The organism is Nonomuraea solani (assembly GCF_900108335.1).
Lineage (GTDB): Bacteria > Actinomycetota > Actinomycetes > Streptosporangiales > Streptosporangiaceae > Nonomuraea > Nonomuraea solani.
On the sequence record NZ_FNVT01000010.1, the window covers coordinates 287,303 to 312,579 of the forward strand.

Here is a 25,277-nt window from a genome sequence, read left to right on the forward strand (position 1 = left end):
TTTGGTTCCGCCGACCGGCCGTGAAAGGCTGCGGTATGCCCGCGCGTGACCAGTCGCAGGAGGACATGAGGCTGCTCGTCCAGAGCATCCGCGACTACGCGATCTTCATGCTCGATCCCGGCGGCGTGATCGTGAGCTGGAACATCGGCGCCCAGCGTATCAAGGGCTATCTGGCCGAAGAGATCATCGGCACCCATTTCTCCGCCTTCTACCCGCCTGACGACGTGGCGTCGGGCAAACCCGCCATGGGCCTGCGCGCCGCCGCCACCGAGGGCCGATGGGAGGAGGAGGGCTGGCGCGTGCGCAAGGACGGCACCAGGTTCTGGGCCAGCGTGGTCATCACCCCCCTCTACGACGAGTCGGGCGGCCTGCGCGGGTTCGGCAAGGTGACGCGCGACCTGACCGAGCGGCGCAGCATGGCCAGGGCCTTCGACGAGCGCGGCATGCTCCTCGCCCGCCTGGTGCAGGCGCAGGAGCGCGAGCGCCGGCGCATCGCCTCCGACGTGCACGACGACACCATCCAGTTCATGGTCGCCGTCGGGATGCGGCTGCGGCTGCTGGGGGAGAACCTGCCCGAGTCGTACGCCTCCGCCGTCCACGGGCTCGACGACGCCGTCGACGACGCCGTGCAGCGGCTGCGCGACCTGACCTTCGGCCTGCGCCCGCCCGCCGACGGGCTCGTGGAGAGCCTGGCCGGCTACCTGGAGCAGACGATGACCGGGGTGGCGTTCGAGCTGGTCCACGACCTGGACGACGAGCCGCCGGCCGAGACCGTGGTCACCGTCTACCGCATCTGCCAGGAGTCGCTGACCAACGTGCGCAAGCACGCCATGGCCGGACGCGTCGTGGTGGAGCTGGCCTCGGTCCAGCGCGGCGTGCACGTCCGGGTCCGCGACGACGGCGTGGGCCTGGTCTCGGCCGACAAGGCGGCCGGGCATTTCGGGCTGGTGGAGATGCGTGAGCGCGCCGAGGCGGCGGGCGGCTGGTGGAACATCCGCGGTGAGGCGGGCACCGGCACGACGGTGGAGTTCTGGGTGCCCGCCGTGCCGCGCGTGCCCTCCGATCTTTGATCAGCCGAGCAGTTCGAGGGTCTGGCGGGCGATCTCCCACTCCTCGTCGGCCGGGATGACGAGGACGGCCACCTCGGCCTCCGGCGGCGACACCGCGCGCTCCTCCAGCGAGCCGGCCTCGTTGAGCGCCGGGTCCACGACGACGCCGAGCCGCTCCAGCCCGGCCAGCGACGCGGCCCGGGTGGCGGCATCGTGCTCGCCCACCCCGCCGGTCAGCACGATGGCGTCCACCCGGCCGAGCAGCGCGTAGTAGGCGCCGACGTACTTGCGGATCCGCCGGGTGTAGACGTCCAGGGCCAGCCGGGCGTCGGCGTCGGAGCGGGCGCGTACCTCGCGCATGTCGCCCGTCCCGGCCAGTGCGAGCAGGCCGCTCTCGTGGCCGAGCGCGTCCTCCACCCGACCGGCGTCCAGCCCGTCCACCCGCGCCAGGTAGCCCGCCAGCGCGGGGTCCACGTCGCCCGAACGCGTGCCCATGACCAGCCCCTCCAGCGGGGTCATGCCCATGGAGGTGTCCACGCTGCGGCCGCCGGAGATCGCGGTCGCGCTGGCGCCGTTGCCCAGGTGCAGCACGATCAGGTCCAGCTCGGCCAGGTCGCGGCCGAGCAGGGCGGCGGCGCGGCGGGAGACGTACGCGCAGGAGGTGCCGTGGAAGCCGAAGCGCCGCACGCCGAGCCGCTCGCGCCAGTCGCGCGGCACCGCGTACGTGTAAGCCTCCGGCGGCAGCGTGAGCTGGAACGCCGTGTCGAACACCGCCACCTGCGGCACCCCGGGAAACGACTGACGCGCCACCCGGATGCCGGCCAGGCCGACCGGGTTGTGCAGCGGCGCCAGCGGGGCCAGCTCCTCGATCGCGGCGATCACCTCGTCGTCGACGCGCACGGCCTCCGTGAACCGCGTGCCGCCGTGCACGACGCGGTGCCCGACCGCGACGGGGCGCAGCTCAGGCCCCGCCTTCCGGAACGCCTCCATGACCGCGGCCAGCCCGTCGCCGTGGGTGGCGAAACGGGCATGCCGCTCGTACGGGGGCGCGTCGCCCGCGTGATGGGTCAGCAGGCCCCGCTCCTCGCCGATGCGCTCCACCACCCCCCGGGCCGGGCGTTCGCGGCTGCCGACGTCCACCAGTTCGTACTTGATGGACGACGACCCCGTGTTCAGGACGAGGATCGGGCCGGCCATGTCCACGCCCTGATGTGCTCCGGGTCCTGCCCGTGGTCGCGCGTGTGGGCGCGGGCCCGCAGCCGCTCGTCGCTCATGCGCTGGCGCAGGTGCGCCTCCCGCTCGCCGAGCCCCGGGACCCGGTCCACGACGTCCATGACCAGGTGGTAGCGGTCGATGTCGTTGAGCATCGCCATGTCGAACGGCGTCGTCGTGGTGCCCTCCTCCTTGTAGCCGCGCACGTGGATGTTGTGGTGGCCGCGGCGGCGGTAGGTGAGCTGGTGGATGAGCGACGGATAGCCGTGGAAGTTGAAGATCACCGGCCGGTCGGTGGTGAACAGCGTGTCGAACTCGGCGTCCGGCATGCCGTGCGGGTGCTCCGACGGCGGCTGCAGCCGCATGAGGTCCACGACGTTGACGACCCGCACCTTGAGCGAGGGGACGTGCTCGCGCAGCAGCGCGGCGGCGGCCAGCGTCTCCAGGGTCGGCACGTCGCCCGCGCAGGCCAGCACCACGTCCGGCTCGCTGCCCTGGTCGGTGGAGGCCCAGGGCAGGATGCCCAGGCCGCGCGTGTTGTGCGCGATGGCCTCGTCCATGGTGAACAGGTCGAGCACCGGCTGCTTGCCCGCGACGATCACGTTGACGTAGTCGCGCGAGCGCAGGCAGTGGTCGCCGACCGAGAGCAGGGTGTTGGCGTCCGGCGGCAGATAGACGCGTACGACCTCGGCCTTCTTGTTGACGACCACGTCGAGGAAGCCGGGGTCCTGGTGGCTGAAGCCGTTGTGGTCCTGCCGCCACACGTGCGACGACAGCAGGTACGTCAGCGACGCCACCGGCGGCCGCCACGAGATCTTCCGCGACGACTCCAGCCACTTGGCGTGCTGGTTGAACATCGCGTCCACGATGTGGATGAACGCCTCGTAGCAGTTGAACAGCCCGTGCCGCCCGGTCAGCAGATAGCCCTCCAGCCACCCCTGGCACAGATGCTCGCTCAGCACCTCCATGACCCGCCCGCCGGGCGCCAGGTTCTCGTCGGTGGGCTCCAGCGAGGCGTTCCAGGCCCGATCGGTGACCTCGAACACCTCCGACAGCCGGTTCGAGTCGGTCTCGTCCGGGCCCATCAGCCGGAACGTGCGCGGATTGGCCGCGATCACGTCGCGCAGGAACCCGCCGAGCACCCGCGTGGGCTCGCTCGGCTGCGTGGCCGGCGACTTGACCTCGACCGCGAGCCGGCGGAAGTCCGGCAGCCGCAGCGGCCGCAGCAGCTCGCCGCCGTTGGCGTGCGGGTTCGCGCTCATCCTGCGCGGGCCGCGCGGCACCGTCTCCAGGATCCCGCCGACCGGCGCGCCGTCCGCGCCGAACAGCTCCTCGGGCCGGTACGAGCGCATCCACGCCTCCAGCATGGCCAGGTGCTCCGGGTTCTCCCGCACCTTGGACAGCGGCACCTGGTGCGCGCGCCACGTCCCCTCGACCGGCTTGCCGTCCACCTCCCGCGGTCCGGTCCAGCCCTTGGGCGTGCGCAGGACGATCATCGGGAGGCGGTCGGCGTCGCCCGCCTTGTACGCGGCCAGCTCCTCGAACGCGGTGTCCAGCGCGCCCGCCATCTCCCCGTGGTCGGGCCCGGCGATGTGGGGGCGGTAGCCGTACCCCTCCATGAGTTTGAGCAGCTCCGCCTCCGGGATCCTGGCCAGGACCGTCGGGTTGGCGATCTTGTAGCCGTTCAGGTGCAGGATCGGCAGCACCACGCCGTCGCCGCGGCGGTCGAGGAACTTGTTGGAGTGCCAGCTCGCGGCCAGCGGGCCCGTCTCGGCCTCGCCGTCGCCGATGACGCAGGCCACCACCAGGTCGGGGTTGTCGAAGGCGGCCCCGTACGCGTGGGCCAGCGCGTACCCCAGCTCGCCGCCCTCGTGGATCGAGCCCGGCGTCTCCGGCGCGACGTGGCTCGGGATGCCGCCGGGGAAGGAGAACTGGCGGAACAGCCGCCGCATGCCCTCCACGTCCCGCGACACGTCCGGGTACCGCTCGGAGTACGACCCCTCCAGCCACGCGTGGGCGACCGCCGCCGGGCCGCCGTGACCGGGACCGGCGATGTAGATCATGTCCTGGTCCCGTTCGCGGATCACCCGGTTGAGGTGCGCGAAGCAGAAGTTCAGGCCCGGCGTCGTACCCCAGTGACCGAGCAGGCGCGGCTTGACGTGCTCGGGCCGCAGCGGCTCGGTGAGCAGGGGGTTGTCCAGCAGGTAGATCTGCCCGACGGACAGGTAGTTCGCCGCCCGCCAGTACGCGTCCAATTGGTCCATGCCCCTGCTGATTCCTCCAGAGACCGCCCTGAACCCTTATAGGGTGATGGAATGGAGTTGAGGAGTTCGCGCTGGTATTCAGGAAATGACCGGAACTCCTATATCCATCGGGCATGGATGCGGCGCGGGCTGCCGCAGGAGGCGTTCGAAGGCCGCAAGCCGCACATCGCGATCGCGAACACCGCCTCCGACCTCACCCCCTGCAACTCCCACCTGAACGAGGTGGCCCAGAGCGTCAAGCACGGCGTGTGGGAGGCCGGCGGCGTGCCGCTCGACCTGCCCGTCGTGTCGCTGGGCGAGACGAACGTGCGCCCCACCGCGATGCTCTGGCGCAACCTGGTCGCCATGGCCACCGAGGAGATGCTGCGCGCCAACCCCATCGACGGCGTGGTGTTGCTCGGCGGCTGCGACAAGACGATCCCGTCGCTGCTGATGGCCGCCTCCTCCGTCGACCTGCCCGCCGTCGTCATGCCCGGCGGCCCCATGCTGACCGGCCACTTCCGCGGCGCGCCGCTCGGCTGCGGCACCGACGTCTGGCGGCTCAGCGAGGAGGTACGCGCGGGCACGCTCTCTCGCGAGGCGTTCCTGCGCTCCGAGTCGTCCATGATCCGCAGCCGCGGCCACTGCAACACGATGGGCACCGCCTCCACCATGGCCTGCATGGCCGAGGCGCTCGGCATGACGCTGCCCGGCACCGCCGGTACCCCCGCCCCCGACAGCCGCCTGCTCGAACGCTCCCACGAGACCGGCCGCCTCGCCGTCGAGCTCGCCCTGGAGGGCCGCCGCCCCAGCCAGGTGATGACCAGGGCCTCCTTCCTCAACGCCATCGTCACCCTGGCCGCCATCGGCGGCTCCACCAACGCCGTCGTCCACCTGCTGGCCATCGCCGGGCGGCTCGGCGTCTCGCTGGACCTCGACGACTTCGACCGCACCGGCGCCGGCGTGCCGCTCCTGGTCGACCTGCAGCCGGCCGGGCGGCACCTCATGGACGACCTGTTCAGGGCGGGCGGCCTGGCCGCCGTCCTCAAGGAGGTCGAGGACCTGCTCGACCCGGCCGCGATCACCGTCACCGGCCGGCCGCTCGTCGAACACCTGGCCGGCGCCGAGATCTGGGACGAGGATGTCATCAGGCGGCGCGCCGACCCGCTGCTGCCCGACGCGGGCATCGCCGTCCTGCGCGGCAACCTCGCGCCCGGCGGCGCGGTCATCAAGCCCGCCGCCGCCTCGCCCGAGCTGCTGCGCCACCGTGGCCGGGCCGTCGTCTTCGACAGCGTCGAGGACGTGTACGCCCGCCTCGACTCGCCGGACCTCGACGTGGACGAGACGTCGGTGCTGGTCCTGCGCGGCTGCGGGCCCAAGGGCTATCCCGGCATGCCCGAGGTGGGCAACCTGCCGCTGCCCGCCAAGCTCCTGGAGAAGGGGGTGCGCGACATGGTACGCATCAGCGACGCCCGCATGAGCGGCACCGCGTACGGCACCGTCGTCCTGCACACCGTGCCCGAGGCGGCGGCCGGCGGCCCGCTGGCGAAGGTGCGCACCGGCGACCCGATCGTGCTCGACGTGGCCGCCCGGCGGCTCGACGTGGACGTGCCCGGCGCCGAGCTGGCCGCCAGGCCGGCGGTCGCGAACGGGTACGCCAGGCCGGCGCGCGGCTGGGAACGCCTCTACGTCGACCACGTCACCCAGGCCGACCGCGGCGCCGACCTCGACTTCCTCATCGGGTCCAGCGGCGACCACGTGGGCCGCGAATCGCACTGAGCTCTTAAAACTCCGCTCCGCCATGCGCGGAATCGACCACCGTGGGTAGGCGGTTGCGGGACGATGGGACCGGCATGATCAGCTTGGCACCAGTCGGTTGGCGACGCGAGGAGGAAACGTGAACGGCGACATCACCCAGAGCCAGGAGTGGGCGGCCCTGGGCAAGCACCACGAAGAGCTGGCGGGCAGGCATCTGCGTGAGCTGTTCGCGCAGGATCCGGGCAGGGCCGGGCGCATGACGGTGACCGCCGGCGACCTCTACCTCGACTACGCCAAGCACCGCGCCACCCAGGAGACCCTCGACCTGCTCCTGGCCCTGGCCGAGCGGGCGGGGCTGAGCGAGCGCGTCGAGGCCATGTTCCGCGGCGAGCACATCAACGTCAGCGAGGACCGCGCCGTCCTGCACGTCGCGCTGCGCATGCCGCGCGAGGCCGAGCTCGTCGTCGACGGGCAGGACGTCGTGGCCGACGTGCACGCCGTGCTCGACAAGATGAGCGCCTTCGCCGACCGGGTGAGGTCCAAGGAGTGGAAGGGCGCCACGGGCAAGCCGATCGAGACCGTCGTCAACATCGGCATCGGCGGCTCCGACCTCGGCCCCGCCATGGCCTACGAGGCGCTGCGCGACTACGCCGACGCCGGCATCGCGGCCAGGTTCGTCTCCAACATCGACCCCGCCGACATCACCGGCAACCTGGCCGGGCTCGACCCCGCCACCACGCTCGTCGTGGTCAGCTCCAAGACCTTCACCACGCTCGAAACCCTCACCAACGCCAGGGTCGCGCGCCGGTGGCTGGTCGACGCGCTCGGCGAGGACGCCGTGTCCCGGCACTTCGTGGCCGTCTCCACCAACGCGGCCAAGGTCGCCGAGTTCGGCATCGACACCGACAACATGTTCGGCTTCTGGGACTGGGTGGGCGGCCGCTACTCCTACGACGGCGCCATCGGCCTGTCCCTGATGATCGCCGTCGGGCCCGAGCGGTTCCGCGAGATGCTCGCCGGCTTCCACGCCGTCGACCAGCACTTCCGCACCGCCCCCTTCGCCGCCAACATGCCCGTGCTGATGGCCCTGCTCGGCATCTGGTACTCCGAGTTCTTCGGCGCCGAGACCCGCGCCGTGCTGCCCTACAGCCAGCGGCTGCACCGCTTCCCGGCCTACCTGCAGCAGCTCACGATGGAGTCCAACGGCAAGTCCGTGCGCGCCGACGGCACCTCGGTGAGCGCCGGCACCGGCGAGATCTGGTGGGGCGAGCCGGGCACCAACGGCCAGCACGCCTTCTACCAGCTCCTGCACCAGGGCACCCGGCTCGTGCCGGCCGACTTCATCGGCTTCGCCGAGCCCCACGAAGACCGCGAGGGCATGCACGACCAGCTCTCCGCCAACCTCTTCGCCCAGACCACGGCGCTGGCGTTCGGCAAGACCGCCGAGGAGATCGCCGCCGAGGGCACGCCGCCGGAGATCGTGCCGCACAAGGTGATGCCGGGCAACCGCCCCACCTCCACGATCCTCGCGCCCAAGCTCACCCCGTCCACGCTGGGCCAGCTCGTCGCGCTCTACGAGCACATCGTGTTCGTCGAGGGCACCATCTTCGGCGTCGACTCCTTCGACCAGTGGGGCGTCGAGCTGGGCAAGAAGATGGCCCTCGACCTGGCGCCCGCGCTCACCTCCGACGAGCCGCCCGCCACGGCCCCCGACCCGTCCACCGAACAACTGATCCGCAGATACCGTGAGCTGCGCGGAAGGCGCGTCTGAGATGGGGCAGGCGGGCGCGCTGGTCCTGTTCGGCGTCACCGGAGACCTCGCGCGTAAGATGCTGCTGCCCGCGCTCTACCACCTGACCGCCGACGGCAGGCTCGACCTGCCGATCATCGGCGTGGCCAAGACCGACAAGGACCTCGACGGGCTGCGCGAGTTCGCCCGCGAGGCGTGCGGCGGCCCCGACGACGCGGCGTTCGAGAAGCTGGCCGGCAACCTGCGGCTGGTCGCCGGCGACTACCGCGACCCCGGCACCTTCGCCCGGCTGCGCGACGAGGCCGGGGGCAAGGGCTTCCTCGTCCACTACCTCGCGGTGCCGCCCGCGCTGTTCGCCGTGGTCGCCGAGGGCCTGGCCGGAGCCGGGCTCAACCGCGACGCCCGGCTCGTGGTGGAGAAGCCGTTCGGCGAGGACCAGCAGTCGTCCCGCGACCTCAACGCCGAACTGCTCAAATACTTCGACGAGGACCACCTGCGCAGGGTCGACCACTTCCTGGGCAAGGAGCCGGTCGAGGACCTCATGGTGTTCAGGTTCGCCAACACGCTGCTCGAACCCATCTGGAACCGCTCCCACATCCGCAGCGTGCAGATCACCATGGCCGAAGACTTCGACGTACGCGACCGGGGCGCCTTCTACGACGCCAACGGCACCATCCGCGACGTCGTCCAGAACCACCTCCTGCAGCTCCTGGCCATCCTCGCCATGGACCCGCCGCCCTCCACCGACGCGCGGGCCCAGCTCGACGAGAAGTGGCGGGTGCTGCGCGCGGTCCAGGCCATCCGGCCCGCCGACGTGGTGCGCGGCCAATACGCCGGCTACCTCGACACGCCCGGCGTGCGTCCCGGCTCCACCACCGAGACCTACGTCGCGCTGCGCGCCTACATCGACAACTGGCGCTGGGCGGGGGTGCCCTGGTGCATCCGCTCCGGCAAGGCCCTGCCCACCACCGACCTGGAGATCGTCGCCGAGCTGCGCAGGCCGCCGGTGACGATGTTCGGCGCCGACGGGGCGCCCGACACCCCCAACCTCATCAGGTTCCGGCTCCAGCCGGACGCCGGGGTGACGTTCGACCTGCTGGCCAAGGAGCCCGGCAAGATGCACGCCAGGCCCGTGCCGGTGAGCGTCGACTTCACCAAGGTGCTCGGGCCCATGGAGGCCGCCTACGAACGCATCCTGGCCGACGCCATCAGCGGTGACCCGCGTAGATTCGCCCGGTTCGACCTGGTGGAGGAGTCGTGGCGGATCGTGCAGCCGGTGCTCGACCTGCCGGACCAGCCCTTGCCGTACGAGAAGGGCTCCTGGGGCCCCGCACCGGCGTCCGACATCGCTCCGGACGGCTGGCACGAGATCTCAACCACATTCGATTAGAGGGTTCGACCAGAGGGTTCGACTAGGGCATTCGACGGGCGGCCTTCGCGGGGTGACGATGGGGCCATGAACATCATGGAGCTGCTGGAAGAGTCCAAGGACGCCGCGACCGTCAAACGCGTCTTCGGCGACCCGATCCAACACGGCGACATCACCGTCATCCCGGTCGCCCGCGTCACCCAAGGGGGCGGCGGGGGCCAGGGGCAGGGCAAGGGGGAGAAGGGCGATGAGGGAGGGGGCAGCGGCGGCGGCTTCGGCTTCGGCGCGACGCCCGCGGGCGTGTTCGTCCTCAAGAACGGCGACGCCCTGTGGCGCCCGGCCGTCGACGTCAACCGCATCGTCATCGGCGGCCAGTTCGTGGCCGTCGTCCTCCTCCTGACCCTCCGGACCATCTTCAAGCGCCGCCGCCGCAAGCGCTGACCCCCACGGCGCTGGCATCAGTGAGCGCCGGTGTCCCATGACGCTCGCGTCGGTGAGTGTCGGCACCTTCGAGGCCTCCCATGGGCGGCGCCGGGGGCGCTGTGCCGAGCCCGCACCATGCCGCCCCCAGCGCCAAGCGGCGCCGCAAGGAACCTGTGTGCCGGAAGTGGGTGCGCCTAAGGTGGACGCCATGAGTTCTATGGCGCAGATCGTGGCTTTTGGTGGGGTAGTGCTGCTGGGGGCGATGTCGCCCGGCCCCGACTTCGCGGTCGTGGTGCGTCGTTCGGCCGTCTCCGGGCGCGGGCACGGCATGGCGGCCGCGGCGGGGATCGCCGTGGGGGTGTTCGCATGGGTGGTGGCGGCCACCACCGGCATCGCGGCCCTGCTGGCGGCCTCGGCCCTGGCGTTCACCGTGGTCAAGGTGGTCGGCGCGGCCTATCTGCTCTACCTCGGCGTCAAGGCGCTCCGCTCGGCGTTGCGCGGCGGCGGAGAACTGCGGCTGGACGTCCCCGACCCGGGCGGTCGCGGCTCGTGGGCGGCGTTCGCCGAGGGTCTCCTGACGAACGCGCTCAACCCCAAGGCGGCCCTGTTCTTCGTGGCCCTGGTGCCTCAGTTCGTCGGCTCGCGGGCCTCCTGGAGTGACGCGCTGCTGCTCTCGGTGATCGCACTGGCCGGAACGGTCGCCTGGTTCCTCGTGGTGGCCAACATCGTCGGAACGCTGCGCAGGGTGTTCGCCAGGCCGGCCGTCCGCCGAACCGTGGACGGCCTCACCGGCGCCGCCCTCATCGGCCTCGGCGTCAAACTGGCCGCCACCAGCCGCCCATAGCCGCATTCGGCAGGCGATCCTGGAGGTTTCGAGGTCACGCGTGGTCCCCTGGTCACGCAAGCACGCCGCCGATCGCGATGGTGCCGATCCTCCAACTGTACGCCCGGGACGTGCCCGAGCCGCCGTTCCTGCCGGGCACCGACGTGTGCCAGGTGCTGTGGCGCCCCTCCGTCCACGAGTCCGACCACCGGCCGGTGGTGCGGGTGCTCTGGCGTGCCGCGAGCCTCGTCGCGGACCTCCTCGCCGACGTTCCCGAGCCCGTGGCCGGCGAGAAGGGGCAGCTTCCCCGGCGTGTACGCTCTCCCCGGAACAGGTCGAGGAGTATCCGACCTGGCACGCGTCGGCAGAGCCGTACGACAGTTTCTGGACGGCCCGGAAGAGTGGAGTCACCATCTGGCGGTCGCCCCGGGCGCGAAGGCCGGCGGATGGATCGACTGGGGTGCAGCCTCCCGAGGGCGTCACCCGCGGCCAGGGGCATGAGATGGCGCGTCTGCTGACGACCCCGGGTCCGCGGTGGGCACCGCTTGAGCGGCACCTTCTCGGCTCCGGCTTCGACCCCGAACGGCTGGGGCCCGGCGGCCCCATGATCGGCGAAGCGGGCTCGGCGTATCTGTTCGCCTGCGCGCAGTGCCCTGACCGACCCGTCGCGGGCGTCGCCCAGTGAGGGCGCGACCGTTCACCAGCACAGGAGCAGCCCGATCAGCGGAGCGCCCACGACCACGGCTCAACGACGTTCCCCCCGTACATCCGGGGTCAGGACACTGCCACGCCGAGGAGGTGGCCCAGGCCGAACGTGACGGTGGCCGCGCCCACACCCAGGGCGAGCTGGCGGAGGCCGCCCAGCCACCACGGCCGCGCGGTCATCGTCGCCACCGCCGCCCCGAAACCGAACAGCGCCAGTACGCTCAGCACCACGGCCACCGCCAGCCCCGATGCGCCGAACAGGAACGGCACCAGCGGCACCAGCGCCCCGGCGGCGAACGCGCAGAACGACGAGCCGGCGGCCACGTACGGTGACGGCAGGTCGTCGGGGTCGACACCGAGTTCTTCGCGGACGTGCACCCGCAGCGCCTGCTCCGGGTCGGCCGACAAGCGCTCGGCCACCCGCTCCGCCAGATCGGCGTCCAGCCCTCGCGACCGGTAGAGTGCCGCCAGCTCGGCCCGCTCGCCGGCCGGGTTGCGGGCCAGCTCGCGGCGTTCGACGGCGATCTCCGCCCGCATCAGCTCGTTCTGGGACTTCACCGACGTGTACTCGCCGGCCGCCATGGAACACGCTCCGGCCACCAGCCCGGCGAACCCGGCCAGCACCGCTCCCTGCCCGGCCCCCGCGGCGCCGACCACGCCGGCGATCAGCGCGAAGTTGGACACGAGCCCGTCCATCGCCCCGAACACCGCCGGGCGCAGCCAGCCGCCGGTGACGTCCCGGTGGCCGTGGTGCTGCTCGGGCGAGTAAGGCCGGTCGAGCTCGATGGTCATGCGCTTCCTCCAGTAATCGTCCTTCTGTTCGTAATGTGGCATATGTCCCCAAGATCCGCAACGAAGGGGAGGCTTCCCTGACCTGCGCAAACCCGGCATGATGGTCTCCCTTTTCGACAGCCGGGTAAGAAACGGAGACCCCCGTGCGCATAGCTCTCGCCGGTCTGGCCACCAGCCACCCCTACACCGACGCCCGCACCCTGATCCGCCACGCCGACCTCGTCGTCTGGGAGCAGGACCCCGAGCGCTTGCGGCGGTTCGCCGACGAGCATCCGCGGGTCAAGGTGGCGGCGAGCCTGGAGGAGGTGCTCCGGGGGCGGCTGGACGGAGTGGTGCTGACCGTGCCCAACCCCCAGGTGCCCCAGGCGCTGGCCCAGGTGCTGGAGACGGGAGCGGCGTGCTTCGTGAACAAGCCCGCCGCCGCCGGCCGGGCCCAGCTCGAACAGCTCGACCGGCTGCCGATCCACGACCGGGTGCTGTCCGGGTCCGTGCTGCGGTTCGCCCCGGCCTTCGCGTCGAGGGCGCGGGTGGCGCGGGAGGAGGTGCTGGCCGTGCGGGCGACCGTACGGCATGACGTGGGCATCTGGGCGACCGGCTACAACGCCTGGCAGGACACCCCGGGCGAGGGCGGCGGGACGATGGTCACCATGGGCATCCACGGCGTGGAGCTGCTGGTGGCGCTGCTGGGGCCCGTCGTCCGGCTGGCAGGGGCGGCGGGGGGCACGCGGCACTATCGCACGCTGCGCTCCGAGGACACCGGCGTGATGGCGCTGCGCTGGGACGACGGCATCACCGGGACGGTGGAGATCCTCGGCGTCTCCGAGTCCGAGTCGTACGAGGTCACGCTGCACAAACGCGACTCCACCGAGACGATCCTGATTGAGAGCGGGGACGACCCGATCAAGGGCCTCGGGTACGAGGGGACGATCGAGGCGTTCCTCGCCATGGCCGGCGGCGCGCCCAGCCCGGTGCCGTGGCGCGAGACGCGGGCCGTACTGGAGGTGATCGTTCGCGCACGTGAGACCTCCTGATCGCGGGACGGGCGTTGACAGCGGAAGCCTGGCGCAGTTACGGTCTGGACCGTAAATAACGGATGGAGGAAACCGCGTGCGCACGACAGCGGAGCTCGAGGAGCGGCTGGCACGGCCGAGCCCCGGTCTCGTCGACGATCTGGCCAGGCTCGACGGCGACATCATGATCCTGGGCGCCGGCGGCAAACTGGGCCCGAGCCTGGTACGGCTGGCGCTGAACGCCACCGGCCGCGACCGGCGCGTCATCGCGGTGTCCCGCTTCTCCGAACCGGGCCTGGCCGAATCCCTCCAGAGCGAGGGCGCCACCGTCATCTCCGCCGACGTCGCCGACAAGAAGGTCCTGGCCGAGCTGCCGGACGTACCCCATGTGGTGTTCCTGGTGGGCGCCAAGTTCGGCACCCAGGGCAGCGAGCACACCACCTGGTTCACCAACACGTTCGTGCCCGGTCAGGTGGCCGACCGGTTCAGGGGCGCCAGGATCGCCGCGCTGTCGACGGGCAACGTCTACCCCCTCGTCCCCGTCACCAGCGGCGGCAGCACCGAGGACTCACCCGTCGGCCCCGTGGGCGACTACGCGATGAGCTGCCTGGGCAGGGAGCGCGTCCTGACGCACTTCTCCGGGAGCACCGGCACCGCGATGTCGCTGATCCGCCTCAACTACGCGGTCGAGCTCCGGTACGGCGTCCTCGTGGACCTCGCCCAGAAGGTGCTGGCGGGCGAGCCCATCGACCTCACCACGGGGCAGGTGAACGTGGTCTGGCAGGGCTACGCCAACGAGGTGACGCTGCGGTCGCTGCTGCACGCGGACACGCCCCCGTTCGTGCTCAACGTCACCGGTCCCGAGCTCATCTCGGTACGCCAGGCGGCACAGGCCCTCGGCGCCGCGCTCGGCAAGGAGCCGGTGTTCACCGGCGAGGAGGCCCCGACGGCCCTGCTGTCGAACGCCTCCCGCTGCCACCGCCTGTTCGGCTACCCCGGGCTGACCCCCGCCGAGCTCATCGAGCACACGGCCCGCTGGGTCGCGGACGGCGGCCCGCTGCTCGGCAAGCCGACCAAGTTCGAACGCCGCGACGGCCGTTTCTGAAGACACGGAAGACGGCCGTTTCCGAAGACCTGAAGACGAAGGGGGACCTCACGTGCTCAGCACGGCTCCGGAGGCGCAGACGTCCGTGCGCGACCTGTTCAGGCGAGGGCTGGTCATCCCGGCCCATCCGCTGGCGCTGACCGAGGACAGGAAGCTGGACGAGCGCCGCCAGCGCGCCCTGACCCGCTACTACGTGGAGGCCGGCGCGGGCGGCCTGGCGGTGGGCGTGCACACCACGCAGTTCGCGATCCACGGCACCGGCCTGCTGCCGCCGGTGCTGGAGATGGCGGCCGGCGCGGCCAGGGAGTACAGCCGCGAGGTGGTGCTGGTGGCGGGCGCGACCGGGACCACCCGGCAGGCGGTCGCGGAGGCGGAGATGGCCAGGTCGCTCGGTTATCACATGGTGCTGCTCAGCCCGTGCCGCGAGCTGGACGAGGACGGGCTGATCGAGCGGGCGCGGGCCGTCGGCGAGGTGCTGCCGGTGATCGGCTTCTACCTGCAGCCCGCCGTGGGCGGCCGCTCGCTGTCGCGGGAGTTCTGGACGCGGCTGGCGGCGATCGAGTCCGTCGTCGGCGTCAAGGTCGCGCCGTTCGACCGGTATCGCACGCTCGACGTGCTGCACGGCGTCGTACGGGCGGGCCGGGCCGGTGAGCTGGCGCTCTACACGGGCAACGACGACCACATCCTGGCCGACCTCATCACCACGCACCGGGTGGTCGTGGACGGGCGCGAGGTGGAGGTCGAGTTCGCCGGCGGGCTGCTCGGCCAGTGGGCGGTCTGGGTACGGCGGGCGGTGGAACTGTTAGAGGAGGCCAAGCTGGCCCGTTCGGGCGACGACGCGGCGGTACGCCGGCTGCTCACCCTCGACGGCCACCTCACCGACGCCAACGCGGCCATCTTCGACTCGGCGAACGGCTTCCACGGGTGCATCCCCGGCATCCACGAGGTGCTGCGCCGCCAGGGCCTGCTGCGGGGCCGCTGGTGCCTCGACCCCGCCGAGGACCTCTCGCCGGGACAGCTCGCGGAGATCGACCGCGTGCAGGCCGCCTACCCGTGGCTGCGCGACGACGACTTCGTGGCCGAAGGACTCGACCGATGGCTGGCATAAGTGACAAACGGTTACAGCGTGAGGCGGTAGAGGGTCAGCGGGCGGCCGCTGGAGCCGCTGGTCAGGTTGCCCGTGCGTTCGGCCAGCCCGGCCAGCTCCAGCCGGTGCAGCATCCGCCGCGCCGTGCGCTGCTGGACGGCCAGCCGGTCGGCGATCTCGCGGGTGGTCAACGCCTCGCCGCCGGCCGCGTCGCGGGCCTCCAGCAGTTTCTCCAGCGTCGGCACCGACAGGCCCACCCGGCGCGCGAGCACCGGCAGGTTCTGCTCGCCGGACGGCGCGCTGGTCACCGACTCCAGCACGATGTCGGTGTCGGCGCGCAATGACAGCACGGCGGCCACGTTCCCGATCCGCCGGGCCCTGGCCAGCGCGCGGCGGGCCAGGCTCTCGGCCTCGGCCGCGCTGCGCCCCAGGCCGAATCCCACCCGCGCCACGCTCGTGTGGGCGGCCAGCCGGGCCAGCATGGGCAGCCCGGTGAAGCCGCCGGTGGCGTCGTAGAGGGGGCCGCGGGTGGTGACCAGCAGGTGGGTGCCGCCACGGAAGGCGGCCAGCGTGCCGCCCAGCGCGCCGGCCTCGCGCAGCAGGCCCTCCTCGCCGTCGACCTCCACCAGGCCGAGCGCGATCTGCGCGTCCTCCTGGGCCTGGCCCTCGGCGGTCAGCAGGAGCTGGCGCAGCGCGACGCGTACCGAGTGCACCGACGGCGCCAGCCGCAGCACGTGCATCTCGCCGCGCAGCGCCTCGTGGACCGAGCTGAGGCAGGTGATCACGGGGTGAGCGGGGCCGCGGCGGTGGAAGTCGATGACCTTCTTGGAGGTCGACTCGGGGCGGTAGCCGAGGGTGCGCAGCCGCTCGGTGGGCAGCCCGGCCTCGACGAAGGTGGCGGTGACGTCGGCCGGGGAGATGGTGTCGATGGACAGGCGGGTGAGGTCGTGGCCCTCGTGCTGGAGCCGGACCAGAGCGCTGAGCAGCGTCGCGCCCGAGTAGTCGACGAACGCGGCGGGGCGGGAGAGCACGTCGGCGTCGCGGGCCAGCATGTACGGGACGATGCCGGTGAACAGCCAGCCCTCCACCGAGGTGGCGTGGGCCTCGACGATGGCCGGAGCCTGCGACTCGTGGTCGTAGTCGAGCCGGAGCGTGCTCACCCCGGGCTGCTCCTCGCAGGTGGCCGCGACGTCGTCGACCAGATCGTGCGGGCCGACGACTCCGATGACGATACCCACCCGCGCCTCCTTCTCGTTCAATACGGTCTAGACCGAAAGGTTATCCGGTGACCCTGTACTTTCCCAACATGGCCGAACCCGCCGGCCGTACCCTCGGAGACGAGGAGACGGCCGCGCTGGAGCGGGTGATCCGCTCCGGCATGCTCAGCTCCGTGTGGGGGACCGAGGCGCGGGCGCTCGAACGCGAGGTCGGCGAGCTGTACGGCTCCCGCCACGCGATCGCGTGCAGCTCCGGCACCGCGGCCCTCCACCTGTCGGTCGTGGCGGCGGCGCCGGATCCCGGAGACGAGATCATCACGACGCCGATCACGGACTTCGGGACCGTGGCCCCCATCTTGGCGCAGAACGCCGTTCCTGTCTTCGCGGACGTGGACCCGTCCGACGGCAACCTCGACCCGGACGCCGTGGCCGCGCTCATCGGGCCGCGTACCAGGGCCATCATGGCGGTCCACCTGTTCGGCGCGCCGGCCAGGGCAGGGAAGCTGCGCGCCCTGGCGGACGAGCACGGCCTGATCCTCATCGAGGACTGCGCCCAGGCCTGGCTCACCGAACTGCCCACCGGCCGGTACGCCGGCACGGCCGGCCACGTCGGCACCCTCAGCCTGCAGCAGTGGAAGCACATCACCTGCGGCGACGGCGGCCTGACGATCACCGGCGACGACGAGCTGGCCAGGCGCATGCGGCTGTTCGCCGACAAGGGCTGGGACCGGGCCGCGGGCCGCTCGCACGAGAGCCTGGGCCTCAACTACCGCATGACCGAACTGCAGGCCGCCGTCGCCCGCGCCCAGCTCGCGAAGCTCCCCGGCGTGGTGGCCGCCCGGCGGCGGACCGCCGGAGAGCTCATCGAGGCCCTGCGCGGCCACGAGGGGATCGTCCCGCCCCGCCCGGACGGCCACGCCTGGTGGCTGTTCCCGCTCGTGCTGCCCGGCGGCGGCGCGCCCGAGCTGGCGGCGCACCTGAGCGCGGCCGGGATTCCGGCGCGGGCCGGTTACCTCAAGGAACCGCTGAACAAGGCCCCGCTCTGGGGCGGGCCGATCTACGGCACGTCGCACTACCCACTCGACGGCTACCGCCCCGCCGCCTGCCCCGAGGCCGAACGCCTGGTCGGCGACACGCTGCTGATCATCGACTGGAACGAGCACTACACCTCGGAGCACGTGGCGGCCATCGCCGAGGCGATCGGGAGCCATCCCCAGTCACGTTCACGCATCAGGCATTGACCCGTTCCGCCCTCGCTCACTAGGTTTCGGTCAGGACCGGTATTCAAGAAAGGAAGCCACCGATGAGGAAGGTAGCGGCAGCCGGAATCGTGGCCGCCCTGAGCGTCGTGATCGCCGGGTGCGGTTCGGGTGGCTCGGGCTCGGACAAGAGCACGGTGACCCTCTGGATGTATCCCGTCATCATGGACCAGGCCAAGCACAAGGCCTTCTGGGACAAGGCCGAGAAGGACTTCGAGGCCGCGAACCCCGCCATCGACGTCACGATCGACCAGCAGCCCTGGGACGGCCGCCAGGAGAAGGTCACCACCGCGCTGGCCTCCAGGAAGGGCTTCGACCTGGTCGTTCTCGGCCCCGACCAGATCCCGCAGTACGCCCAGCAGGGCACGCTCGAGCCCGTGGACGACGTGATCGCCGCCGACAAGGGTGCCTACCTGCCGGGCTCGCTCACCGCGCTCACCGTGGCCGGCAAGCTCTACGGCGTCCCGATCTACCAGACGATCACGGCGCCCATCTACAACAAGAGGCTCTTCGCCGACGCCGGCGTCACCAAGGTGCCCGAGACGCTGGCCGAGCTGAAGGAGGCCGCGCCCAAGCTGGCCGCCAAGAAGGTCGCCGTCCTCGACTACCCGGGCAAGCCCGAGGTCTCGCTCAACCAGAGCTTCTACCCGATCCTGTGGGCCAACGGCGGCTCGGTGTTCTCGCCCGACGGCAAGAGCGTCACCGTCAACGCGCAGCCGGGCATCGACAGCCTGCAACTCCTGCTCGACCTCAAGACGGCCGGCGGCCTGCCGGAGAACACCGCCAGCAAGGGCAACGACATCGAGGGCGGCGCGCTCGCCGGCGGCAAGACCGCGATGTACCACGCGGCCACGGCGCTCATGGCCGACCAGCTCGGCGCCGCCATCGGCGCGGAGAACGTCGGCATCGGCCTGCCCCTGGAGGGGACGAAGCGGGTCGCGTTCGGCATTCCGGGCGGCCTGGTGCTGGCCAAGCACTCCGAGAACAAGGACGCGGCCAAGAAGTTCGCCGCGTACGTGGCCTCGCCCGAGGTCGCGGCGCGGCTGGCCCAGGAATCCGGCTTCTTCTCCGCGCGTACCGACGTGACGATCCCCGGCCAGTCGGCGACGTCCAAGGAGTTCGCCAAGTCGCTGGAGTTCGCCTTCCCGGGTGACGCCCACCCCAAGGCCCGGCAGGTGATGGCGATGATCGCGGCGCACGTACAGGCGGCGCTGATCGGCAAGGAGGACGCGAGGACGGCCCTCGACGCCGCCGCGAAGGAGGGCAACGAGCTGCTGGCCAACGGCGGCTGACACGATCGGGGCCTCCCGCGCGGGAGGCCCCGTCTTCTGGAAAGGTGTGAACCCCGGTGCGTCATCGCCTGCGCGATCCGATCACGGGACTGCTGTTCGTCCTCCCCATGCTCGTGCTCTTCCTGATCTTCAAGATCTTCCCCACGCTCGGCGCTGCGGGCATGAGCCTGACGAACTGGAACATCGGCGGCGAATGGAGTTTTGTCGGCGCCGACAACTACACCCGGCTCGTCAACGACGCCAACTTCTGGTCCAGCCTGCGGGTCACCCTGGTGTACTCGGCCATCTACGTGCCGCTGGTCGTGCTGGTCGCGCTCGGCACGGCGCTGCTGCTCAACTCGATCGTCTTCCTGCGCGGGCTGTTCCGCGGCATCCTCTTCCTGCCGTACGTCACCAGCTTCGTCTTCGCCGGCCTCATCTGGCGCTGGATCTACGAGTTCGACGGCCTGGTCAACGGCCTGCTGGCCAAGCTCGACGTGGCGCCGGTCGCGTTCATGGAACGATCGGAGCTGGTGCTGCCCGCGCTGGCCCTCGTCTCCTGCTGGAAGGGCTTCGGCTACTCGATGCTGATCCTGCTGGCCGGGCTGAAGGCCATCCCCGGCTCCTACCTGGAGGCGGCCAGGGTCGACGGCGCCAGCGCCTGGCAGCGCTTCCGCTCGATCACGCTGCCCCTGCTCAAGCCCGCCCTCTTCTTCGTCCTGGTGATCGAGACGATCGCCTCGTTCCAGGTCTTCGACACGATCTACGTGATGACCGGCGGCGGCCCCGCCAAGGCCAGCTACACCCTCATCTACGGCATCTTCGAACGCGGCTTCCGGTTCTGGGAGTTCGGCTACGCGGCCACCTGGGGGATGGTGCTCTTCGCCGTCGTGCTGGCCGTCTCGCTGATCCAGCGCCGCTTCGCCGGCAAGGAGAACACGTGACGCTGACGGCCACGCGCCCCACCGCCGCCAGGACCGGCCGCCCCGCCGCCCCGCGCCGCCCCCGCGGCCGCCGATGGGCGCTGTACGCGCTGCTCTCGGTCATGTCGCTGCTGACCATGGGCCCGTTCCTCGCCATGATCATCGTGGCGCTCTCGCCCCGGGGCGAGCCGACCGTGCCCGTGCGCTGGCCCGAGTCGCTGACCTTCGACAACCTCGCGCGAGTGCTGAACGCCTCCGGGTTCGCCGAATGGACGCTCAACTCCTTCGTCTACTCGGCCGTCTCCGTGGTCGTCATCCTGCTGACCTCGTCGATGGCCGGGTACGCGTTCGCCAAGAAGCGCTTCCCCGGCCGCGACACCATGCTGTGGACGTTCCTCGCCACGATGATGGTGCCGTTCCAGGCCACGCTCATCCCGCTGTACGTGCTCGTCTCCGACTTCGGCGGCGCCGACACCTTCTGGGGGCTGATCGTTCCGACGCTGGCCAACTCGCAGGCGGTCTTCCTGATGCGCCAGTTCATCCTGGGCCTGCCGGACGAGCTGTTCGACGCCGCCAAGGTGGACGGCGCCTCGGAGCTGCGCGTCTACTGGACGATCGTGGTGCCGCTGACCAAGCCGATCCTGGCCACGCTGGGCGTGTTCGTGTTCCTGTGGCACTGGAACGACTTCCTGTGGCCGCTGGTGATCTCGCAGAGCGACGCCACCCGTACGCTGACCGTGGGCCTGACGGTGTTGAAGACGGAGGAGCTGCAGTGGGCGACGCTGATGTCCTCCGCCGCGATCTCGGCCGTGCCCTGCCTGGTGGTGTTCTTCCTGCTGCAGCGCTACCTGGTCAGCAGCATCGCCATGACCGGGCTGAAGTGATCCCCTACGCTTGTCGCCCGGACCAAACGGTGAGGGGAGCGACGATGAGCACGCCGATCGACGCGCGGGCCGCCCGCCTGCGCGATCGCCTGCGCGGTGCCCTGGTGGCGGCCGCGGCGACGCCGATGACCCGGTCGGGCGAGGTCGACCTCGACGTCGCGGAGGCGTACTACCGCCGCCTGACCGCCTCGGGCGCGGACGCGCTCGCGGTCCTGGCCCACACGGGCCGCGGCCCGTTCCTGCCGCCGGACGTCCGCGCCGGCCTGATCACCCGCGCCCGCCGCACGGGCGTCCCGGTCATCGCCGGCATCGGTCCCGCCGAACCCACTGTGAACGCGCGGGTGGCCGCCGAGCTGGGCGCCGACGGCGTGCTGGTGTTCCCGTCGCCGGGTGACCGGCTGGCCCTGCACGAGGAGGTCTGGGCGGCCGCCGGGCTGCCGATGATCGCGTTCGACCTGTACACCGACCCCTGCCCGCCCGCCGTGCTCCGCGACATCCTGCGCCACCCCGGCGTCGCCGGGCTGAAGACCGCCCTGCTGTCCGACGCGATGGGCTGCCAGGAGACGATCGCCCTCACCCGCGCGTCGGACCGCCTGGCCATCACCGGCGAGGACCGCATGTTCGGCCCCTCGCTGCTCTGGGGCGCGCAGGCGGCGCTGGTGGGCATCGCGGCCGCCTCGGTGGAGACGACGGCGGCGGTGCTGCGCGCGTTCGAGGACGACGACCTGCGCGGGTTCGAGAAGGCGTCCGCGCGCCTGGACCGGCTGGCCGCGGCCACCTTCACGGCCCCCATGGAGGGATACGTCCAGCGCATGGTGTGGCTGGCCGCCGCCGAGGGCCTGATCCCGGAGCCCCACGCCTTCGACCCGTACGGCCCCGCCCTGCCGGACGGCGAGCGCGCCAGGGTCCTCGCGGCCGCCCGCTGAAACTTTCACGCGGTACTGCAACTCCCGCCGCCTCCGAGCAGAGCCCCTGACCTGGCCGGACGCCGAACCAGCGGGCCGCGCCGCCGGGTGCGGCTTCTCGCCCTCCCGCCCCTGTGCTTCACTCGCACGCATTCGAGGAAAGCGCTTACCAGCACGAGGGGAGCTCGGCACTTGCTGACAACGACAGCGGCGGGAAGACGGCGGCGCTCAGGCATCAAGGTGGCCATCGCGCTGGCCGCCGGCCTCCTGGCGACCGGCGGGTTCGTGGCCGCGACCTCCATCCCTGCCTCGGCCGCCCCGTCCAACGGCGACTACGCGCTGGCCAACGACGGCAGCGGCCTGTGCGCCGCCGTACCGGGGCAGAGCACCGGCGACGGCGTGCAACTCGTCCAGACCTCCTGCGCCGGCGCGGCCGGGCAGGTCTACACGATCACCGCCTCCGGCGGCGGACACCAGATCAAGGCGCGGCACAGCGGCAAGTGTCTCGGCGTGCGCGACGCCTCCACCAGCGCCGGCAAGGCGGTCCAGCAGGAGACCTGCACCGGTGCCGCCTCCCAGACCTGGCAGCTCACCGCGTCGGGAGCGAGCTACCGGGTGGTGAACGGCAACGGCGGCAAGTGCCTCAACGTCAAGGACAACTCCACCGCCGCCAACGCCCCGCTCCAGCAGAACTCCTGCGACTCTGTGGCCACCAAGCAGTGGACGCTGCGCCCGGCGGGCGGAGGCACACCGGACCCGACCCCGACCCCGACGCCGACGCCTCCTCCGGGCGGTGGCGGTGACGGCAGCGGCGCATGGCCGCCGGACACCGGCAGCGTGCACCAGACGACGACCCGCGACGCCGGGACGTTCTTCGACGGCGGCATGAAGCGCTACTACGGCATCGGCGACGGCGGCCAGGGCGAGAGCCAGGACCCGATGTTCACCGTGGCCAACGGCGGCACGATCCAGAACGTGATCATCGACGCCCCGGCCGGTGACGGCATCCACTGCGAGGGGTCGTGCACGATCCGCAACGTGTGGTGGAACGACGTCGGTGAGGACGCCGCGACCTTCAAGAGCTCCAGCTCGTCGGCCACCTACCTGGTGGACGGCGGCGGCGCCAAGTCCGGCGCGGACAAGGTGTTCCAGCACAACGGCGCCGGCACGGTGACGATCAGGAACTTCCAGGTGCACAGCTCCGGCAAGCTCTACCGCGCCTGCGGCAACTGCTCCTCCTCCTACCAGCGCCACGTGGTCATGGACGGCGTCACCGCCCGCTCCACCAAGGTCCTGGCCGGGATCAACTCCAACTGGGGCGACACCGCCCGCTTCAGCCGGATCACGGTGTACGGCAGCGCCACCATCTGCGAACGGTACAAGGGCGTCCCGAAGGGCAGCGAGCCCGAGAAGATCGGCTCAGGCCCCGACGGCACCCACTGCCGCTATGCGGAGTCCGACATCACCTACCGGTAGGCGGGCTTCACGACCGGGCTCCCGTCCTCACGAAGGGCGGGGGCCCGGCCTTTCTCAGATGGCGATGCGGATGAGGCCGCGGCCCTTGAGGCCGTACAGGGCCCTGCGGGACGGGTCGATGGCGAGGCGGGAGCCGCCGCCGAACCAGTCGCTCGCCAGCCCGTCCACGAGCTTTCTCGCCGTGAACCGGACCAGGTCGATCGTGTAGACGGCGTCCTCGTCGCTCGTGTAGCCGTGGAGCCCGGACAGCAGCAGGTCCCCGCCACGGTCGCAGATCTTGACCGTGCGGGTGACCGTGCGCCTGAGCAGGTCGTACTCGAACAGGACGCCGTCGTTCGTGAGCCCGTACAGGGCCAGGGGCGTGTGCTTGAGGCTCATGACGGCGCTCGCGCCGGGCACCGGCTCGATCTCCCACGTGACCTTGCGCGTGCGCAGGTCGAAGGCCGCCAGCCGGGCCGCGGGCGTCACCGGCGGCGCGCCGAGTCCTTCCTGGGTGCTGGTGCCCAGGTAGACGGTGCCGAGCAGGGCGGTGAGCGAGAAGACGGTCTGGCGTTCGACGACCGGGCGGTAGGTGTCGAGCCTGCCGGATCTCGGGTCGTAGACGTCGAGGGCGCCGTTCCGGTGGCCGGGCTCCGGCTGGGTGGACATGACGATCAGGCCGGTCAGCCTGTCGTGGCACAGGTCCTTGGGCCGGTCCTGGTTGTGGCCGGTGCGCAGCAGCAGCTTCGCCTCGGGGTCGCCCGCGCGGTGGGAGTAGAGGGCGGCCTGGGTGTAGACGCCCAGGTACGTGGTGTCCTTGACGGTCATGATGGTCTTCGGCTCGCCGGGCACGGCCAGCCGGGTGACCTTGCCGGTGGCCAGGTCGTGCAGGTCGCAGCCGCCCTTGCCGCCGACGTAGACGATCTTCCCGTCGGAGTGCACCGACATGGGCTCCTCGGGGGCCGCGGTGAAGCCCTTCTGGACGTGGCTCACGTAGTCGATCGTGCCGGTGGCCGGGTCGTAGATGAAGATCCCGGGGTCCTGGAGGCCGTAGACGCGCCCCTCGTGCTCCAGGATGCGCACGGTGGCCGCCTCGGGGTAGGGCACGCCGAGCACCTCGTACGTGCCGTCCGCGACGCGGTAGCGGTAGAGCGTCCCGGTCGGGCGGCCGGCGAAGTAGACCCAGCCGTCGTGGATCAGCACCGAGACGATGTACTTCTCGCCGGGGGCGGTGGCCTTGACGACCTGGTACGCGGCCGGATTCGCCTTCTCCAGCACGATCAGCTCGGCCAGCGAGTTCATCCCGCCCGCCACGTGGGTGTCGCTGATCGACATGCTGGACACCCAGTCGCGGTCGGCCACCTCGGCGGGCAGCAGCTCCCGCTTCTCGCCGGTCTTCCTGTCGATCGCGACGAGGTGGGCGTTGGTGCCGACCCCGGCGTAGACGTGGGTGCCGTCGGCCTGGACGCTGCGGACGTACGCCTCGCCGGGGGCCGGTTGGCCCAGGTCGCGGCTGGTGCCGGTGGCGGGGTCGTACTCCACCACGCGGCCCGGCTGCGACATCCCCAGGTAGACCTTGCCGTCGGGCGAGGAGGCCATGGTCCAGATGTAGGGGTCGGGGTACTCCGCGACCTTCGTGGTCGTGCCCGTCAGGGTGTCGATCTTGTAGAGGTCCGAGCGGGAATGGGTGCCCGCGTAGACGTCGGTGCCCACCTTGCACATCGCCCAGATGCCCACCCCGGTGGGGATGTCGAAGTGGGCCGTGACCCTGTCCTGGCTCAGGTCCCAGGCGCCGACGACGTTGGGCGCCAGGCCCCGCGAGCCCATGTAGAGCACGTCGCCCACGAACTCGCCGTTGCCCAGCGGGCTGGCGACGCTCGCCGGTCCGAGGTCGGTGATCGTGCCCACGGGCTCGCGATCCAAGGCCAGGGCGGGAGTCGCGGGGAGGGTGGCCGCCGCGGCCGAGGCGGCGGCGGCTTGGAGGAAACGGCGGCGGGGGATCATGCGCGGGCTCTCCTCGGGAAGGTTGGCCGCACG

At 71.5% G+C, this 25,277-nt stretch carries 21 protein-coding genes; 16 read left to right on the top strand and 5 right to left on the bottom strand.

Translation table 11 applies throughout. The features are described from left to right. Positions 1–35: 35 nt before the first annotated feature. Positions 36–1,070 (top strand): PAS domain-containing sensor histidine kinase, encoded by a 1,035-nt coding sequence (locus C4V41_RS32860; protein WP_103959845.1) that lies wholly within the window; start codon positions 36–38, stop codon positions 1,068–1,070. Here the strand turns inward: C4V41_RS32860 and C4V41_RS32865 are convergent, their stop codons facing one another. Together C4V41_RS32865 and C4V41_RS32870 are read right to left on the bottom strand one after the other, a co-directional pair. Beyond that, positions 1,071–2,246, bottom strand: coding sequence for an acetate/propionate family kinase (locus C4V41_RS32865; RefSeq protein ID WP_103959846.1), 1,176 nt, complete (start codon positions 2,244–2,246; stop codon positions 1,071–1,073). Next, the gene (locus C4V41_RS32870; RefSeq protein ID WP_200824384.1) at positions 2,222–4,525 is read right to left on the bottom strand and encodes a phosphoketolase family protein; all 2,304 of its coding nucleotides are present in this window, start codon (positions 4,523–4,525) and stop codon (positions 2,222–2,224) included. The genes C4V41_RS32865 and C4V41_RS32870 overlap by 25 nt, the downstream gene beginning before the upstream one ends. 51 nt (positions 4,526–4,576) lie before the next feature. Between C4V41_RS32870 and C4V41_RS32875 the strand changes: the two genes are divergently transcribed. From C4V41_RS32875 to C4V41_RS32900, 6 genes are all read left to right on the top strand, one after another. Then, entirely contained in the window at positions 4,577–6,283 is a 1,707-nt protein-coding gene (locus C4V41_RS32875) for an IlvD/Edd family dehydratase (protein ID WP_103959848.1), read from the top strand. Positions 6,284–6,401: 118 nt separating this feature from the next. Further along, positions 6,402–8,033 carry a glucose-6-phosphate isomerase gene (gene pgi, locus C4V41_RS32880; RefSeq protein ID WP_103959849.1) on the top strand — a complete coding sequence of 544 codons (1,632 nt, stop codon included), beginning with the start codon at positions 6,402–6,404 and terminating at the stop codon, positions 8,031–8,033. Position 8,034: 1 nt separating this feature from the next. Continuing rightward, positions 8,035–9,402: a glucose-6-phosphate dehydrogenase gene (gene zwf / locus C4V41_RS32885; protein WP_103959850.1), complete on the top strand. Its 1,368-nt coding sequence runs from the start codon at positions 8,035–8,037 to the stop codon at positions 9,400–9,402. A gap of 66 nt (positions 9,403–9,468) precedes the next feature. After that, positions 9,469–9,822, top strand: coding sequence for a GerW family sporulation protein (locus C4V41_RS32890; RefSeq protein ID WP_103959851.1), 354 nt, complete (start codon positions 9,469–9,471; stop codon positions 9,820–9,822). 190 nt (positions 9,823–10,012) lie between these two features. Then, positions 10,013–10,648 carry a LysE family translocator gene (locus C4V41_RS32895; protein ID WP_103959949.1) on the top strand — a complete coding sequence of 212 codons (636 nt, stop codon included), beginning with the start codon at positions 10,013–10,015 and terminating at the stop codon, positions 10,646–10,648. A gap of 481 nt (positions 10,649–11,129) precedes the next feature. Next, on the top strand, positions 11,130–11,312 hold the full coding sequence (locus C4V41_RS32900; RefSeq protein WP_146103880.1) for a hypothetical protein: 183 nt from the start codon (positions 11,130–11,132) through the stop codon (positions 11,310–11,312). A gap of 89 nt (positions 11,313–11,401) precedes the next feature. On the opposite strand, the gene C4V41_RS32905 is transcribed toward C4V41_RS32900, so the two are convergent. After that, positions 11,402–12,124: a VIT1/CCC1 transporter family protein gene (locus tag C4V41_RS32905; RefSeq protein ID WP_103959853.1), complete on the bottom strand. Its 723-nt coding sequence runs from the start codon at positions 12,122–12,124 to the stop codon at positions 11,402–11,404. Between the two features lie 143 nt (positions 12,125–12,267). On the opposite strand from C4V41_RS32905, the gene C4V41_RS32910 reads away from it, so the two are divergent. The 3 genes from C4V41_RS32910 (at position 12,268) to C4V41_RS32920 (ending at position 15,347) form a co-directional block, all read left to right on the top strand. Further along, positions 12,268–13,155 carry a Gfo/Idh/MocA family protein gene (locus C4V41_RS32910; RefSeq protein WP_103959854.1) on the top strand — a complete coding sequence of 296 codons (888 nt, stop codon included), beginning with the start codon at positions 12,268–12,270 and terminating at the stop codon, positions 13,153–13,155. 76 nt (positions 13,156–13,231) lie between these two features. Then, complete coding sequence (locus tag C4V41_RS32915) at positions 13,232–14,239, top strand: NAD-dependent epimerase/dehydratase family protein (protein WP_103959855.1); 1,008 nt, start codon at positions 13,232–13,234, stop codon at positions 14,237–14,239. Between the two features lie 52 nt (positions 14,240–14,291). After that, a complete protein-coding gene (locus C4V41_RS32920; RefSeq protein ID WP_103959856.1) occupies positions 14,292–15,347 on the top strand; it encodes a dihydrodipicolinate synthase family protein in 1,056 nt (351 codons plus the stop codon). A gap of 11 nt (positions 15,348–15,358) precedes the next feature. Here the strand turns inward: C4V41_RS32920 and C4V41_RS32925 are convergent, their stop codons facing one another. Further along, complete coding sequence (locus tag C4V41_RS32925) at positions 15,359–16,564, bottom strand: response regulator (RefSeq protein WP_235030508.1); 1,206 nt, start codon at positions 16,562–16,564, stop codon at positions 15,359–15,361. Positions 16,565–16,611: 47 nt separating this feature from the next. Between C4V41_RS32925 and C4V41_RS32930 the strand changes: the two genes are divergently transcribed. The 6 genes from C4V41_RS32930 (at position 16,612) to C4V41_RS32955 (ending at position 23,261) form a co-directional block, all read left to right on the top strand. Continuing rightward, positions 16,612–17,784 (top strand): DegT/DnrJ/EryC1/StrS family aminotransferase, encoded by a 1,173-nt coding sequence (locus C4V41_RS32930; protein WP_200824385.1) that lies wholly within the window; start codon positions 16,612–16,614, stop codon positions 17,782–17,784. 62 nt (positions 17,785–17,846) lie between these two features. Further along, positions 17,847–19,094, top strand: coding sequence for an ABC transporter substrate-binding protein (locus tag C4V41_RS32935; protein ID WP_103959857.1), 1,248 nt, complete (start codon positions 17,847–17,849; stop codon positions 19,092–19,094). A 56-nt stretch (positions 19,095–19,150) separates the two neighbouring features. Continuing rightward, positions 19,151–20,017: a carbohydrate ABC transporter permease gene (locus C4V41_RS32940; RefSeq protein ID WP_103959858.1), complete on the top strand. Its 867-nt coding sequence runs from the start codon at positions 19,151–19,153 to the stop codon at positions 20,015–20,017. Continuing rightward, positions 20,014–20,880 (top strand): carbohydrate ABC transporter permease, encoded by an 867-nt coding sequence (locus C4V41_RS32945; protein WP_200824386.1) that lies wholly within the window; start codon positions 20,014–20,016, stop codon positions 20,878–20,880. Before C4V41_RS32940 ends, C4V41_RS32945 begins: the two co-directional genes overlap by 4 nt. A 44-nt stretch (positions 20,881–20,924) precedes the next feature. Further along, complete coding sequence (locus tag C4V41_RS32950; RefSeq protein ID WP_103959859.1) at positions 20,925–21,806, top strand: dihydrodipicolinate synthase family protein; 882 nt, start codon at positions 20,925–20,927, stop codon at positions 21,804–21,806. Between the two features lie 171 nt (positions 21,807–21,977). Next, positions 21,978–23,261, top strand: a complete 1,284-nt coding sequence (locus C4V41_RS32955; protein ID WP_103959860.1) for a pectate lyase — start codon at positions 21,978–21,980, stop codon at positions 23,259–23,261. A 54-nt stretch (positions 23,262–23,315) separates the two neighbouring features. Here the strand turns inward: C4V41_RS32955 and C4V41_RS32960 are convergent, their stop codons facing one another. Beyond that, a complete protein-coding gene (locus C4V41_RS32960) occupies positions 23,316–25,244 on the bottom strand; it encodes an NHL repeat-containing protein (protein ID WP_103959861.1) in 1,929 nt (642 codons plus the stop codon). Between the last annotated feature and the right edge of the window lie 33 nt (positions 25,245–25,277).